This window comes from Candidatus Caldatribacterium sp. SIUC1, assembly GCF_051549785.1.
In the GTDB taxonomy this organism is placed as follows: domain Bacteria; phylum Atribacterota; class Atribacteria; order Atribacterales; family Caldatribacteriaceae; genus Caldatribacterium.
The window spans coordinates 1804266-1819183 of record NZ_CP189974.1 but is presented as its reverse complement, the minus strand read 5'-3'; the positions used below and the strand labels follow the sequence as shown (position 1 = coordinate 1819183).

General features: G+C 56.8%; 14 protein-coding genes. 13 read left to right on the top strand and 1 reads right to left on the bottom strand.

All coding sequences use genetic code 11. From position 1 onward, the window contains the following. Position 1: 1 nt before the first annotated feature. Entirely contained in the window at positions 2 to 1915 is a 1914-nt protein-coding gene (locus ACP6EK_RS09540; RefSeq protein ID WP_438315807.1) for a penicillin-binding protein 1A, read from the bottom strand. Between the two features lie 64 nt (positions 1916 to 1979). On the opposite strand from ACP6EK_RS09540, the gene ACP6EK_RS09535 reads away from it, so the two are divergent. From ACP6EK_RS09535 to rpmF, 13 genes are all read left to right on the top strand, one after another. Beyond that, a complete protein-coding gene (locus ACP6EK_RS09535; RefSeq protein ID WP_438315805.1) occupies positions 1980 to 2438 on the top strand; it encodes a QueT transporter family protein in 459 nt (152 codons plus the stop codon). Positions 2439 to 2444: 6 nt separating this feature from the next. Further along, entirely contained in the window at positions 2445 to 3719 is a 1275-nt protein-coding gene (gene tyrS / locus ACP6EK_RS09530; protein ID WP_438315802.1) for a tyrosine--tRNA ligase, read from the top strand. Next, positions 3716 to 4861, top strand: coding sequence for a branched-chain amino acid ABC transporter substrate-binding protein (locus ACP6EK_RS09525; protein ID WP_438315799.1), 1146 nt, complete (start codon positions 3716 to 3718; stop codon positions 4859 to 4861). Before tyrS ends, ACP6EK_RS09525 begins: the two co-directional genes overlap by 4 nt. A gap of 56 nt (positions 4862 to 4917) precedes the next feature. Beyond that, complete coding sequence (locus ACP6EK_RS09520; RefSeq protein WP_438315796.1) at positions 4918 to 5835, top strand: branched-chain amino acid ABC transporter permease; 918 nt, start codon at positions 4918 to 4920, stop codon at positions 5833 to 5835. A gap of 4 nt (positions 5836 to 5839) precedes the next feature. Further along, positions 5840 to 7693 carry a branched-chain amino acid ABC transporter ATP-binding protein/permease gene (locus ACP6EK_RS09515; RefSeq protein WP_438315793.1) on the top strand — a complete coding sequence of 618 codons (1854 nt, stop codon included), beginning with the start codon at positions 5840 to 5842 and terminating at the stop codon, positions 7691 to 7693. After that, entirely contained in the window at positions 7677 to 8426 is a 750-nt protein-coding gene (locus tag ACP6EK_RS09510; protein ID WP_438315790.1) for an ABC transporter ATP-binding protein, read from the top strand. The genes ACP6EK_RS09515 and ACP6EK_RS09510 overlap by 17 nt, the downstream gene beginning before the upstream one ends. A gap of 39 nt (positions 8427 to 8465) precedes the next feature. Then, positions 8466 to 10805: an ATP-dependent DNA helicase RecG gene (gene recG / locus ACP6EK_RS09505; RefSeq protein WP_438315787.1), complete on the top strand. Its 2340-nt coding sequence runs from the start codon at positions 8466 to 8468 to the stop codon at positions 10803 to 10805. Next, positions 10806 to 11363, top strand: a complete 558-nt coding sequence (rsmD, locus tag ACP6EK_RS09500; RefSeq protein ID WP_438315785.1) for a 16S rRNA (guanine(966)-N(2))-methyltransferase RsmD — start codon at positions 10806 to 10808, stop codon at positions 11361 to 11363. 18 nt (positions 11364 to 11381) lie between these two features. Further along, the gene (gene coaD, locus ACP6EK_RS09495) at positions 11382 to 11870 is read left to right on the top strand and encodes a pantetheine-phosphate adenylyltransferase (RefSeq protein WP_438315782.1); all 489 of its coding nucleotides are present in this window, start codon (positions 11382 to 11384) and stop codon (positions 11868 to 11870) included. Positions 11871 to 11897: 27 nt separating this feature from the next. Further along, the gene (gene pta / locus ACP6EK_RS09490) at positions 11898 to 12893 is read left to right on the top strand and encodes a phosphate acetyltransferase (RefSeq protein ID WP_438315779.1); all 996 of its coding nucleotides are present in this window, start codon (positions 11898 to 11900) and stop codon (positions 12891 to 12893) included. Positions 12894 to 12910: 17 nt separating this feature from the next. Beyond that, a complete protein-coding gene (locus ACP6EK_RS09485) occupies positions 12911 to 14116 on the top strand; it encodes an acetate/propionate family kinase (RefSeq protein WP_438315776.1) in 1206 nt (401 codons plus the stop codon). Positions 14117 to 14121: 5 nt separating this feature from the next. After that, positions 14122 to 14658, top strand: a complete 537-nt coding sequence (locus ACP6EK_RS09480) for a YceD family protein (RefSeq protein WP_438315774.1) — start codon at positions 14122 to 14124, stop codon at positions 14656 to 14658. A gap of 76 nt (positions 14659 to 14734) precedes the next feature. After that, positions 14735 to 14914, top strand: a complete 180-nt coding sequence (gene rpmF, locus ACP6EK_RS09475) for a 50S ribosomal protein L32 (RefSeq protein ID WP_427366013.1) — start codon at positions 14735 to 14737, stop codon at positions 14912 to 14914. Positions 14915 to 14918 lie beyond the last annotated feature (4 nt).

Sequence of the window (14918 nt, the reverse complement as noted above, 5' to 3'; positions counted from 1 at the left end):
GTCAGGGGCAGGATGGGCAAACCGTCTGGGGAGCGGTTCCTCTTTTGAAAGGGAGCACAACGGTTTTGCAGGAGGGCGAGGGCAGAAGGCCGGTTTTCAGGCACACGGCGACTTCCACCACCCCTTCAGGACGAGGGAAGTCATGGGGTGGGATGTCTTTCAGGGCTTCTTTCATCACCCGGGCAAAGAGAGGAGCGGCGATGATGCCCCCCGTTTTCTGAGGCCCCAGGGGTTTCCGGTCGTCGTTCCCAAGGAAAATTCCGCACACCAGGTCAGGAGTGAATCCCACAAACCATGCATCGATGAAGTCTTCGGTGGTTCCGGTTTTCCCCGCCACGGGCCTGCCGATGGCTGCCCTTCTCCCTGTTCCTCGCTCTATGACCCCCTGGAGGAGACGGGCCATGATGTATGCCGTGTCCGGCGAAAGCGCCCGTCGCACCACTGGCGTTCGCTCGTAGAGGACGTGACCTGCGGTGTCCTCTACCCGGAGGATGGCCAGGGGTTCGGGAACCATCCCACCGTTGGCGAAGGCCGAGTACGCCGTGGCAAGTTCGAGGAGGGTCAGCTCAGAAGTTCCCAGGGCAAGCGACAGGTCCCGCCTGAGGTTGCTCCGTATGCCCATTTTCCTGGCATACTGGATGACCTTGTCGATGCCCACTTCCTGGAGAAGCTTAATCCCGATGATGTTCACAGACTTCTCCAGGGCTTCTCTCAATGTCAACGGTCCCCGGAAAATCCGCTCGTAGTTCTGGGGTTTCCAGCCGTTTGGAAACTCCAGAGGTTCATCGACAAGGACGCTGCTTGGGGTGAAACCACTATCGAGAGCTGCGGCGTAGATGAAGGGCTTAAAGGTTGATCCTGGCTGCCGGTATGCCTGAGTTGCCCGGTTGAACTTGCTCTCCTCGTAGCTTCGCCCTCCCACCATGGCCTTGATGTACCCGTTTGTCGGGTCAATGCAGAGAATTGCTCCCTGGTATCCGCTTTCTTTGAGGGCTTCGTTGGCGACCTTCTGGATGTCGGCATCAAGCGTGGTGTAAATTTTGAGGCCGCCGCTAAAGATTTGCCAGTCCTCGAAGGTTGCACGGAGCTCCTTGAGAAGGTAGTCGAGGAAATACGGACAGAGGGAAGCGCGTTTCTCAAGGCCTGAGAGCACAATGGGGGTGGAAAGGGCTTTTTCGAATTCCTCCTGGGTGATGAAACCGCACTCCAGCATCCGCCTCAGGACCCGCCGTTGCTGTTTCTGGGCTGCGGAGAAGTCGATGTACGGAGAAAAGTACGAAGGGGACCGGGCAACCCCCACGAGCATGGCCATCTCCGAAAGATTGAGGTCAGCCAGGTCTTTGCCAAAGTACAGGCGAGCTGCTGCTTTCACCCCGTATACGCCATGTCCCAGGTAGATCTGGTTGAGGTAAGCCTCGAGGATTTCTTCCTTGGTGTACCTTCGCTCAAGGAGGATGGCAAGAAGGAGCTCTTTGATTTTTCGCTCCAGGTTCCTCCGGTTGTCGAGGAAACGGCTTCGGGAGAGCTGCTGGGTGATGGTACTCCCCCCCTCGACGACTCTGAGGTTGAGCAGGTTCTGCCACAGCGCCCGGAGGATGCCGAAGGGGTCCACTCCGGGGTGGCGGAAGAAGTTCTGGTCCTCGCTGGCGATGAAAGCCTTCTGGAGGAGAGGAGGGATTTCCTCAAGATAGGCGTATTCGCGCCGTTCGGTGAAGAATTCTCCGATGAGCCTCCCCCGGATATCGTAGACCCTTGTGGTGAGGGAGGGCGTGAAGTCTTCGAGGCGAGTTGAGATGGTCTTCAGGTCTTCCGAAAGGGGAAGGAGCATACCCCCAAGGAGCACGCCTCCCGCAAGAAGACCGGCTGTGAAGGCCAGAGCAAGAAACCGGGTGTTTTTCCTGTTTCCCCTTCTCATGGTTTCAGCCATTCTTGGTATAATATGTGCCATGATATGGTACCACAAAACCGGGGGAAACGGAATGAAAAGCCTTGCTCGTGGAGCTTTTGTGGCAGCACTGTATGCTCTTCTTGTTGTGCTCCCCCCCTTTGCTTCTTTCGCCTATGGTCCCATTCAGGTGCGTATTGCCGAAGCGCTGACGGTGCTGCCCTACCTCTTTCCCGAGACCATCTGGGGGTTGACCCTGGGGTGCTTTATGGCGAACGTTTTGGGAGGGTTGGGATTCTGGGACTTTTCCCTGGGAACCCTGTGTACGTTCCTTGCCGCCTTTTGGACTTCCCGCGTGCGTCACCCTCTCCTTGCCCCCCTCCCTCCGGTTCTCGTTAATGGTTTTGGAGTTGCCGCGTACCTTGCTTTCCTCTTTAAAGTTCCTTACGGAGTGACGGCTTCCTACATCCTCCTTGGAGAAGCTGTGGCCTGCTACGGGCTGGGGTATCCACTCCTTGTGGCGCTTTTGAAGCGGGGATTTCGAAAGGAGTGAAAGACGTTGGCACAGTATGCCGAGCAAGTTGAGAGGGACCTTGCTATCCTCAAGCGTGGTACAGAAGAAATCATCGACCTTGAGGACCTCCGGAGGAAACTCCTCCGCTTCTATGAAACGGGAAAGAAGCTCGTGGTGAAAGAGGGTTTTGACCCCAGTGCTCCCGATATCCACCTGGGTCACACCGTGACCCTTCGAAAGCTCAGGCAGTTCCAGGAGCTGGGGCACGAGGTCATTTTCCTCATTGGTGATTTTACGGGTCGCATTGGCGATCCAACGGGGAAAAAGGAGACCCGGCGGCAACTCACAGAAGAAGAGGTTCAAAGGAATGCCCGGACCTACGCGGAGCAGGTTTTCAAAGTCCTTGACCCTGAGAAAACGAGGATTGCCTTCAACAGCACCTGGCTTTCCCGGCTCACCCTGGAGGAGGTTATCATCCTTGCCTCCCGCTTCACTGTGGCTCGGATGCTTGAGCGAGAAGATTTTTCCAGGCGCCTGCGGGAAGGGAGGCCCATCGGGCTCCATGAGTTCCTCTATCCCCTTCTGCAGGGGTACGATTCTGTGGCGCTCCAGGCCGATGTAGAGCTTGGAGGAACGGACCAGCGCTTCAACCTCCTTGTGGGACGGGACCTGCAGCGGGAGTTCGGTCAGGAACCCCAGGTCATCATCACCATGCCCCTTCTTGAGGGAACTGACGGTGTAGAGAAGATGAGCAAAAGCCTCGGGAACTACATCGGCATCAACGAGCCCCCCTTCTCGATGTTTGGGAAGGTCATGTCCATTCCCGATTCCCTCATCGAGAAGTACTTCGTCCTCCTCACGGACGTTCCTCTTGAGGAGGTTCGGAAGAAAAAGGAGGCCTGCGAGAGGGGAGAACTCCACCCGAAGGTCTGGAAGGAGGAGCTAGCCTTTGAGCTTGTTCGCCTGTACCATGGGGAGGAAGAGGCGAAAAGAGCCCTTGAGGATTTCGAACGGGCATTTTCCCAGAAAACCTGTCCTGAGAGCGCCCAGGACCTCTGCATTGCCCAGTCCGAGCTCGTTGCAGGGAAGCTCTGGATTATGAAGCTCCTGCAGAGAACGGGTGTTTTCCAGTCAAAAAGCGAGGCGCGTCGCTGCCTTGAACAGGGAGGTGTGTACCTCAACGGAGAGCGTATAAGCGGTGTGGACCAGGATGTTCCGCTGAGGGATGGGGATGTTCTTCGGGTCGGAAAGAAGTCCTTCTTCCGGATCCGCATTGTTGCTTCTCGGGAGGAAACCTCAGGAAAGGAGGAAGTCGAGTGAAAAGCAGGAGAATCGTGGTGTTTCTGGTTCTCGGTGCTGTGCTCTTTGGGGGGCAGGTTTTCGCTGAGGAGCCCATTCGCATCGGCCTTCAGGCTCCCATAACGGGGAACTTTGCCATTGAAGGGCAGATGGCCAGGCAGTGTGTGGAAGTCGCGGCAGAGCTTATCAACAAGCAGGGAGGTATTCTCGGTCGCCCTGTGGAGATTATTGTGGCCGATGATGCCTCTAACCCCAGGGACAGTGCTCTGGCGGCACAGAAGCTCATTTCCCAGGGGGTCGTGGCGGCTATCGCCAGCTATGGTTCGTCGGTGACCGAACCTGCTGCGGACCTTTACGAGCGGAACCGGGTGGTGTGTGTGGCTTATGGGGCGACGGCAGTGCGGCTCACCATGGGGAAGGAGCGCCGGTACTTCTTCCGGACCTGTGGGCGGGATGACTCTCAGGGTGAGTTCTTTGCCCGCTTTGCTGTTGAGGCCATGGGATGGCGGCGCATCGCCATCATGCACGACAACCAGACCTACGGGAAAGGCGTGGCCGAGGAAACGAAGAAGTACCTTGAACCGTACATCAGGGAAGGCCGGGCAGAGATCGTGTACTACGACGCCATCACCCCTGGAGAACAGGATTACAGTGCGGCGCTGACGAAGCTCCGGGAGAGCAATCCCGATGTCTGGTACTACACCGCCTACTACCCTGAGGCAGGGCTTTTGGTCCGGCAGGCCCGGGAGATGGGCATCACCGTACCCTTTGTGGGGAGCAATGCCGTACCCAATGAGGACTTTGTCCGTATCGCGGGTCTTGAGTACGTGGCGGGAACCTTTATGACCCAGGAACCCCTTCCCCAGGATCTCAATACTCCAAAAGCTCAGGTGTTCTTTACAGCCTACCGGGCAAAGTACGGGAATATCCCTTCCTCCCCCTGGCCGATTTACGCTGCTGATGCCCTTTTTGCCCTTGCACAGGCGATAGAGAACGCAAAGTCCATAAAACCGGACGATATTGCCCAGGCTATGCGCACGATGGAGAATGCCGAGGGCATCACCGGCCCTATTGTCTTTACCGAGCGGGGAGACCGGAAGGGTGTCCCCTACGCCATGTACCGGTACAACGAGAAGGGACAGCTTGAGCTCTTTACACCCTAAAGCTTTTCCCACCGGGTCTTCCCGGTGGACCCTGGGAGAATCCGGGAGGGACAGGATTGCGGGTATTTTTTGAGCAGCTTGTGAACGGAGTGACGGTGGGGTCGTTCTACGCCCTTGTGGCCCTGGGGTATTCCATGGTATATGGCGTCATGAAGCTCATCAATTTCGCCCATGGTGACCTCTTCACCCTGGGGAGTTACCTGGGCTACACCTTCCTCGTGTGGGGAGCAGCGTGGATCACAGAACGAGCAGGGCTCTGGTGGGGGGTGCTGGGGGCGATACTTTTCGCCTTTCTGGCCAATGCCGGAGCGGGGATTCTCGTCGAGCGAGTAGCCTATCGGCCAGTTTATCGGGCAGGACGCCTTCCCCTTGTCGTTTCTGCGCTTGGTATGTCCATTTTCCTCCAGAATGCCATCATGGCCATCTGGGGGCCCCGCTTCCAGGTGTATCCGGGTGACCTCGTTCCTGCTGCCTCCTTGAGGTTTCTGGGGCTGTCTTTGCCGCTCCTTAAGGTAGTGATCCTCCTCCTCTCCCTCGGGGTGATGTTTGTGATGTACTGGATTGTGGAGAAGACAGAGTTCGGGGCAGCAGTACGGGCAACGGCCCTGGATCGGGAGATGGCCACCCTCCTTGGCATCGACGTTCAGAGGGTTATCCTCTTTGTGTTCACCCTGGGACCGGCTCTGGGAGGAATGGCGGGGGTCATGAACGGGATGTACTACCGGTCGATTCAGTTCAGCATGGGGTGGAACTACGGACTCAAGGCCTTTACTGCCACCATTCTCGGAGGCATCGGCAACATCCCGGGAGCCATGATGGGGGGCGTGCTCCTCGGGGTCGTTGAGACACTCCTTGCAGGGTACATCCCCGGGGGAGGGGCCTGGAAGGACGGGTTTACTTTCCTGATCCTCATCCTGGTCCTGATTTTCCGGCCAACGGGGATTCTCGGTGAGAAAGTCGCAGAAAAGGTGTAGTCCGATGGGTGCGGAGCTTTCCTGCACCAGGAGAGGTCGGTTCCAACGATTTGTTCCCATTCTCCTCGGAGGGGTTGTTGCCGTCTTCCCTTTCCTCCCCTTTGTGAACGACTACTGGGTCGATGTGGGGTTTTTCGTAGGACTGTACGGTCTTCTGGGGCTTAGCCTCAACGTCGTCCTGGGGGAGGTGGGGCTTTTCGACCTTGGCCATGCTGCTTTCTACGCCATTGGGGCATACACTACAGCCATTCTGAACACCACCCTGAATATACCGGTTTTGCTGCTTCTGCCCGTGAGTGCCCTTGTTGCTTCAGGGTTTGCCTACCTTGTGATGTCTCCAGTGATGCATCTTCGGGGGGACTACCTCTGTATCGTCACCATCGGTATCGGGGAGATCGTCCGTATCATCATCGTCAACAACCCCTGGGGTATCACCAACGGCCCCAACGGTATCACGGGTGTGGGATTCCCCGCCCTTGGTCCTTTTGTGATTCAGACGCCCACGCAGTTCTACTACTTTGTCTGGGTGGTGGTGGCGCTCGTTGCCTTCGTGCTTTTGCGTCTCCAGAGGTCCCGGATAGGCCGTGCCTGGAATGCTATCCGGGAGGATGAGATTGCCGCCGAGGCCACGGGTATCGATGTGCGGGCATACAAACTCCTGGCCTTTACCCTGGGAGCAGCCTTTGCGGGTCTTGCGGGGAATATCTATGCGGCGAAAATGGCCGTGGTGTCGCCCCAGAGTTTCCTCTTCATGGAATCCGCACTGCTTTTCTGCATCGTTCTCCTCGGAGGCCTTGGTTCTCTCCCCGGTGTCCTTCTTGGAGCGGCTCTGGTGGTTGTCTTCCCCGAGGTTTTCCGCCGTTTTGCAAGCTTTCGCCTCCTCTTTTTCGGCCTGGCCCTCATGGTGACGATGATTTTCCGTCCCGGTGGTCTTCTCCCCAGAAAGAGGGAGAACCTGGGGCTTGATGGTTTTGGTGCGCAGGGGTTTTCTGCAAAGGGGACATCCCCGGTGCTGGGGGGACAGGTTTCTTTGAAGGAGCGTTCCCCGGTTCAACTCCTTCATGGGTCTGGCAACCGTCCTCTCCTTGAGGTTCAGGGGGTCACCCTTCGCTTCGGGGGACTTGTGGCGGTGAACCGGTACGACCTTGCGGTGTACCCTGGAAGGGTCACGAGTCTTATCGGTCCAAATGGAGCAGGGAAAACCACCCTGTTCAACATTATCACCGGCATATACCGTCCCGATGAGGGGAAAGTGCTCTTCAGGGAAGAGGATATCACCGGCCTGAAGCCCCATCTCGTGGTGGCCCGGGGCATTGCCCGTACCTTTCAGAACATCCGTCTTTTTCCCTCCCTCACCTGTCTTGAAAACGTCCTGACGGGTTGCCACTGTCGTGGAAGTTCGGGACTTGTTTCCACCGTCCTTCGCACGCCTTTTCAATTTCGGGAAGAGCGGGAATTCATGGAGACGGCTGCGTACTGGCTGTACCGGGTGGGATTGTGGGAATACCGAAATGAACTGGCCCGGAATCTCCCCTACGGTAGGCAGAAGTACCTCGAAATCGCCAGGGCTTTAGCCACAGGACCCGAACTCCTTGTTCTCGATGAACCTTCATCTGGACTCAACGAGAGGGAAACGGAGGAGCTCATGGAATTCTTGCAGGAGCTTTTGCGGGAAGGCATCACCATCCTCCTCATCGAGCACGATATGAATGTTGTGATGGGGATTTCGGACTGGGTCAGCGTCATGGACATGGGGAGCAAGATTGCTGAAGGGTCACCGTGGGAGGTCTACAACCACCCCAGGGTTATCGAGGCATACCTTGGGAAAGAGGAGGAGTGGGTTGGGAGCACTTCTTGAGGTTGAGGATATCCGGGTTTCTTACGGGGCAGTGGAAGCGCTTCGGGGGGTGACCCTTAAGCTTAAGGAGAGGGAGATTGTTGCCGTTCTGGGGGCCAACGGAGCAGGAAAAACCACGCTTCTTCGGACCATTTCAGGACTCCTCCCCCTGGTCCAGGGGAGAATCCTCTTCTGCGGTCGGGACATCCGCTCCTTTGCTCCTTTTGAGCTTTTGCGCCAGGGCCTCGCCCATGTTCCCGAGGGCCGCCGGATTTTCCCCACGCTTACTGTAGAAGAGAATCTTCTCCTTGGGCTTTACGGGGTTCGCCATCTGGTGAGCAATGCCGAGCGAGAAAGGCGAAGGGCGTGGATTTTTGAGCTCTTCCCAGTTTTGCGGGAACGACGCCGGCAGCTCGCCGGCACCCTCTCGGGAGGGGAACAGCAGATGCTGGCCATCGGTCGAGGCCTGATCTCAAGGCCAAAGGTCATTCTTATGGACGAGCCCTCTCTGGGGCTGGCTCCCCGGGTTGTCCAGGAGATTTTCCGGATTATCCGCCAGATCCACGAGGAAGAGGGGGTTTCTCTTCTCCTTGTGGAGCAGAACGCCCGCAAAGCACTTTCGGTTGCAAACTACGCCTACATTCTCGAGAACGGCCGTGTGGCTTTGGAAGGAAAGCCTCAGGACCTCATGCACGATGAGCGCGTTCGTTCTGCGTACCTTGGCGGATCAGGAATAAGGCAGCGCCTTCTCTGAGCTCTCTCCCGGTTGTACAATAGAGAGGGAGGGCAGGGTATGGCGCGGTGTTCTAAGGAAGTAGTCCTCAGAGTCATCGAGCAGGAGAAGAAGAAACTCGACAATACCTCGGTTTTTGGGGGTTTCAACCGGTTTCTCAAAGGATGGTTGCAGAAGGAGGGGCATCACCCGGAGGAGTGGCTTGGGCAGCTTGAGGGTTATGAGGACCTTTCCCGGGAGGAGCGGAGGCGCCTGCTTTTGACCATTGAAAGCGCCCTTCGGGCAAGTCCCGCGCCGGGAAAGGGTGTGTCACCAAAATCCCGGAAGTTTGTCCCCTCCCTTGCTCAGCCGGTGCGTTACCTTAAGGGTGTCGGTCCAGCTCTGGAGAAAAAGCTGAACCGCCTCGAAATCTTCACAGTGGAAGACCTCCTCTTTTTCTTTCCTCGAACGTACCGCGATCGGGGCACAATCAAACCGATTCGGAGTCTCCAGGGTGTGGGGATTGAGACCATCCAGGGACAAGTGGTGCAGCACAAAATCGAGCCAACCCGGCGGGGTCCTCTGCTGAAGGTCGTCGTGAGCGATGGAACGGGAGAGATTCGTCTGGTGTGCTTCAACCGGGGGTATCTCGCCCAGGTTCTGAAAAAGGGCACCTGGGTTCGGGTATCGGGAAATTTCCGGTACGCCTTCGGGGCCTGGGAGACAGCAACGTTTGAGTACGAGGTGGGAAAGCTCAGGACGACCGATTTTGAACGCCTCGTTCCTGTGTATCCTCTCACCGAAGGTTTACCCCCCAAGAAGCTCCGGGCAGTTATCCTCTCTGCTCTTGAGACCTGTCTCCACGAAGTTCCCGAAGTCCTTCCTCCTGCCCTTCGTGAACGTCTGCAAATCCCCGCAAAGCGCGAGGCCATTCGGGAACTCCATCTGCCTTCCACCGCTTCTTTTGAGGAGCTCCAGGCCCGCCGGAGTCCTGCTCACCTTGCCCTGATCCTTGAAGAATTTCTCCTCTTTGCCCTGAGCCTGAAAATCCGCAGGAGAACCCTCGAGACGTTCCAGGTTCCCCCCTGTCCTCTGGAATCTCCTCTTGCGGAGCGTTTCATTCGGTCTCTGCCTTTCTCTCTCACAGAGGCACAGAAGCGGGTGTGTCTTGAGATTGCCCATGATCTGGCAAGCGGCAGGGTTATGAACCGGTTGGTTCAGGGGGATGTGGGCTCGGGGAAGACCATCGTGGCAGTCATCAGCGCTCTGCGGGTGGTTGAAACCGGGCGCCAGGTGGCCTTTATGGTCCCTACCGAGATCCTTGCCGAGCAGCATTACTCCCGTTTCCGCGAGCCTCTTGCGGCCCTGGGGGTTCGAGTAGGGCTTTTGAAAGGGGGGAACACGAAGGAGAAGCGCCAGCTCCTTGAGGCGATACAGAAAAAGGAGGTGGATATTGTTATCGGAACGCATGCCCTTATCGAGGAAAAGGTTGCCTTTGCAGATCTCGGTCTTGTGATTGTCGACGAACAGCACCGTTTCGGGGTGCTCCAGAGGGCAAAGCTCAGGGAGAAAGCTACGGTTCCCCATACCCTGGTGATGACGGCGACGCCGATTCCCAGGACTCTAGCGCTGACGCTTTACGGGGACCTTGATGTTTCCGTGGTCGATGAGAAACCGGCAGGGAGGAAGCCGACACGGACGCTCTGTTTCCCTCTTGAGGAACGCTTCAAGGCCTACAATCGCGTGCGGAAGCTCCTTAGGGAAGGTCGACAGGCGTATGTTGTGTGTCCGGCCATTGAGGAGAGCGAAGAGGAGATCGCCAACGTCCAGGAGGTATTCGAGGAACTCCAGAAAAAGTGGCTTTCTGAGTTCCGCATAGAGGTTATCCACGGGAAACTCTCTTCGCGGGAAAAGGAAGACATCATGCACCGGTTTTCCCGGGGTGATGTTGACGTTCTGGTGGCGACTTCCGTGATCGAGGTGGGCATCGACGTTCCCAGAGCCAGTGTCATGGTGGTGGAGAACGCTGAACGCTTTGGCCTTGCACAGCTCCACCAGCTCCGGGGGAGAATAGGCCGGGGAAGCGAAGAAGGAGTGTGCATCCTCCTTGCTGCTCTCTCGGGGGAAAACGTCCGGAAGCGCATGGCCATCCTTACAGCAACGGATGATGGCTTCCGCATTGCCGAAGAGGACCTTCGTCTCCGGGGTCCCGGGGAGTTCTATGGTGTGCGTCAGCACGGGGTACCCGAGTTCCATCTTGCCGACCCCTTTGCGGACTGGCCACTTCTTGAGCGGGCTCACCAGGAAGCAGAGAGAATCATCACCGAAGACCCGTTCCTTGAGAGACCGGAGCACCGTCCGCTTCGGCAGGAAATAGAACGGCGCTTTGGTCGTTATCTGGAATTTGGGGAGGTTGGTTGAGTGGGGTATATCCACATTATTGGAGGGGAGAAAAGGGGCAGGAAAATCGTTGTTCCTGGAGGATGCGGTGTCCGTCCCATTCAGGGAGTTGCCAGGAAGGCGCTTTTTGACATCCTTAAGGATGAGCTTCCCGAAAGCGTTGTGTACGATATTTTCGCCGGGAGTGGGTCCCTAGGGCTTGAGGCTCTGAGTCGAGGTGCCCGGCGGGCGTATTTTTTTGAGAGCAACCCAAGAGTATGCCAGATTCTGCGACGGAACATCGCCCTCTGTGGGTATGAAGACCGGGCTCAGGTTGTGCGCTGGGATTTCTGGCAGGCGAGGAAACTCCCCCAGGCCCTCGAACGGCCTGATGTCGTGTTTCTCGACCCCCCTTTTGCTTACGACATTTCCCAGGTCATGGAAAAGTTGTATAATTTCAAAGTTGTCATAGGCAATGCGCTTGTGGTCATCCGGTGCTCCCGGAAGGAGTGGCAAAAAGAGGGGTTTGCGTTTTTTGGGGTTCAGGATGTGCGGCGGTATGGAAAGAGCGTTCTGGTTTTCGGGAAACTGAAAGGTTAAGAGAATGGAGGGGCACAGGTGATCGTAGCCATTTACCCTGGGAGTTTCGACCCTATCACCAACGGGCATCTTGATATTATCGACCGGGCGAGGAAAATCTTCGACCACCTTATCGTGGCGGTGTTGCAGAATCCGAACAAAGTCCCCCTGTTCAGTGCGGAAGAACGGAAGCGCATGATTGAAGAGGCAGTGGCTGACTTTTCCAACGTTGAGGTTGAGGTTTTCGACGGGCTTCTCGTGCACTTTGCCCGCTCTCGGGGTTGCAGGGTTATTCTTCGAGGCTTGCGCGCCATTTCCGATTACGAGTACGAGACGCAAATTGCCCTGACCAACCGAAAAATGGCTCCGGAAATTGAAACCGTTTTCCTCCCCACAAGCACCGAGTACTCGTACCTCAATTCCACGGTGGTCAAGGAGATTGCCCGCTTTGGTGGATGCGTTCGGGGTCTTGTCCCCCCGGGGGTGGAGCGGCGGCTCCGGGAGAAATTCAGCTCGGTTTCCAGATAAAAATTCGCTTAGAGGAGATGAGGTGTTATGGACATTCTTGCTCGCATCCGGGAAAGGGCGCGGGGCCTGGGGAAGAAGATCGCCCTTCCCGAAGGGCACGATGAACGGGTGATCCGCGCTGCGAGTCTCGCAACCCGGGAAGGTATTGCATCCATCGTGCTTCTTGGTGATGAGGAGGAGATTGGTCGGAGAGCCGAGGCTCTCGGGGTAAGCCTTGAGGGGGTGGAAATCCGGAATCCCCAGAAGGACTCCAGGAGGACAGCCTATGCCCAGTCGCTTTTTGAGCTTCGCCGGGAGAAAGGGGTTACACTTGAAAAAGCGGAGGAACTCCTCCAGAACCCCATGTACTATGCCTGCATGATGCTTTTTTGCGGAGAGGTCGACGGTGTCGTGGGAGGAGCGGTGTTCACAAGTCCTGATGTGATCCGTCCCGCTCTGCAGATTATCAAAACCGCTCCGGGCATTAAACTTGCTTCAAGCTGTTTCCTCATGGTTTTCCCCAACACGCAGTACGGGGAGAACGGAGTATTCCTCTTTGCCGACTGCGGTTTTAACCCCGATCCCAGTGCTGAGGAGCTGGCCTACATCGCGGTGACCACTGCCCGGACATTTCGTCTCCTGGTGGGAGGGGAACCAAGGGTGGCCATGCTTTCGTTTTCGACCAAGGGGAGTGCCAGGCACAGTCGGGTAGATAAGGTGCGAGAGGCCACGCGCATTGCCCAGACCCTTGTTCCGGATCTCCTCATCGATGGTGAACTCCAGGGGGATGCAGCGCTCGTTCCGGAGGTGGGGGCAAGGAAGGCTCCGGGAAGCCCGGTGGCGGGGAGGGCCAACGTTTTGATTTTTCCTGATCTTGATGCGGGGAATATCTGCTACAAGCTCACCGAACGCCTGGCCCAGGGGAGGGCCATTGGACCAATCCTCCAGGGTCTGGCAAAGCCGGTGAACGACCTTTCCCGGGGCTGCAGGGCTGAAGACATCGTTGACCAGATTGCGGTCACTGTTCTCCAGACGCAGTTTTAGAGGGGAGATGATGGGCCTTGAACATCCTTGTGGTGAACTGCGGTAGCTCAACCGTCAAGTACCAGCTCTTCCGGATGGAGGACGAGGACCGTTATGAGGTGGTCGCCCGGGGGATTGTGGAGAGAATCGGCATTCCAGGATCTCGCCTGGAACACCGGTCGGCTCTTGACACCTTCGTTGAAGATCGTCCTGTGCCAAATCACCGTGTGGCCCTGGAACTCGTTATCGCTGCCTTGACCTCCGGGAAAACCCGGGTACTTTCCGGCGTTGGGGAAATCGACGCCGTTGGGCATCGGGTCGTCCATGGGGGTGAAAAGTTTACCGGTTCAGTGCTGATTACCGATGAGGTTCTGGAAGCCATTCGAGCCTGTGCGGACCTTGCGCCTTTGCACAATCCTCCCAACATCCTCGGCATTGAAGCCTGCCAGGAACTCATCCCTGGGGTCCCGCAGGTGGCGGTCTTCGACACCGCTTTCCATGGCACGCTCCCTGAGTACGCGTACATTTACGCCATTCCATACGAGTACTATGAGAAGTACCGCATAAGGCGGTACGGGTTTCACGGAACCTCTCACCGGTATGTGGCGGAGCGAGCGGCAAAGATGATGGGCCGTCCCCTTGCAGAGCTCCGGCTCATCACCTGCCATATGGGCAGCGGGGTGAGTTTTGCCGCCATCCTCCACGGAAAGTCCATCGATACCTCCATGGGGTTCACTCCTTTGGAGGGCCTGGTTATGGGGACCCGGTGCGGCGATATTGACCCGGCGATTGTTTTCTTTCTGATGGAGAAGGAAGGCCTTTCGGCGAAGGAAGTGGAGGAAATCCTGAACAAGAAAAGCGGGGTTCTCGGGATTTCGGGGATAAGCAGCGACACCCGGGACATTGAGGATGCAGCACCACACAATCACCGGGCGCGTCTTACCCTCGACATCATTGCCTACCGGGCCAAAAAGTACATCGGAGCGTACTACGCTATCCTCGGTGGGCTTGACGGTCTGGTATTCACCGCAGGAATTGGGGAAAACTCCCCTTACATTCGAAAGTCTATTTGCTCGGGTCTTGAGCACCTTGGGATTCTCATTGACGATGAACGGAACACCGTGCGGAGGAAAGAGGCCCTGATCAGCCGGGATGATTCGCGGGTCCAGGTGATGGTCATCCCCACCAATGAGGAGCTTGTGATCGCCCGGGATACCTGGCGAATTGCACGGGGAATGAGGTGAAAGGTGTGCAGCTGTACATTGGGGAGGTCAAAAGGGGCACAGGGCGAACGTTTTTTGACCTCCAGGAGGAAGTTTTCCCCTCCGTCCGTCTGGGGAGAGAGGACGTCCTCTTCACCCAGCCGGTGCAAATTGAGGTCCACCTCGTGAACTGTGGTTCGGAGATTCTCGTTGAGGGCCGCCTGAGAACGGCTCTTCTTCTGCACTGTGCCCGCTGTCTTGAACCTTTTCTCTATCCCATGGATATTCCTTTCCGTTTGGAGCTTCGCAATGCCAGCCGCCTGACGCGTCCTTCGGATTTCGAGGCAGAGGCAGAGGAGACCGTGGAAGTCCGGTATTTTACCGAAGAGGAAAACTATGTGGACGTCACCCAGGAAATCCAGGAAATCGTTCTTCTCAACGTTCCTATGAAGCCTCTGTGTCGTCCTGACTGCAAGGGGTTGTGCCCGGTGTGCGGGGGGAACAGGAACGAGGTGCAGTGCCGCTGCGAGGAACAGGAGATTGACCCAAGACTTGTGGCGCTTAAGCGCTGGAAACCGGGGTAAAGCGTTTGCAAAGGAGCAGAAATTGTTCTATACTATCCTACACCTTGACTTCGCAGAATAGAGGGGGTATTCGAGCATGGCGAATCTGACGAATAAAACCTCGCGATGCCGAAGAAACAAAAGGAGAACACACTGGGTTATTCACCCGCCACACCTTGTCAGCTGCCCTCATTGCCACATGCCCAAGCTCCCACATCACGTGTGCCCTGAGTGTGGGTACTATAAAGGAAGACAGGTTCTCAAGGTCGAAGAGTAGCGGG

Excerpts from the sequence above, each read along its gene's own strand:
- recG (WP_438315787.1), top strand. The coding sequence starts at position 8,466 with ATGGCGCGGTGTTCTAAGGAAGTAGTCCTCAGAGTCATCGAGCAGGAG.
- ACP6EK_RS09515 (WP_438315793.1), top strand. The coding sequence starts at position 5,840 with ATGGGTGCGGAGCTTTCCTGCACCAGGAGAGGTCGGTTCCAACGATTT.
- pta (WP_438315779.1), top strand. The coding sequence starts at position 11,898 with ATGGACATTCTTGCTCGCATCCGGGAAAGGGCGCGGGGCCTGGGGAAG.
- ACP6EK_RS09535 (WP_438315805.1), top strand. The coding sequence starts at position 1,980 with ATGAAAAGCCTTGCTCGTGGAGCTTTTGTGGCAGCACTGTATGCTCTT.
- ACP6EK_RS09540 (WP_438315807.1), bottom strand. The coding sequence starts at position 1,915 with ATGAGAAGGGGAAACAGGAAAAACACCCGGTTTCTTGCTCTGGCCTTC.
- rpmF (WP_427366013.1), top strand. The coding sequence starts at position 14,735 with ATGGCGAATCTGACGAATAAAACCTCGCGATGCCGAAGAAACAAAAGG.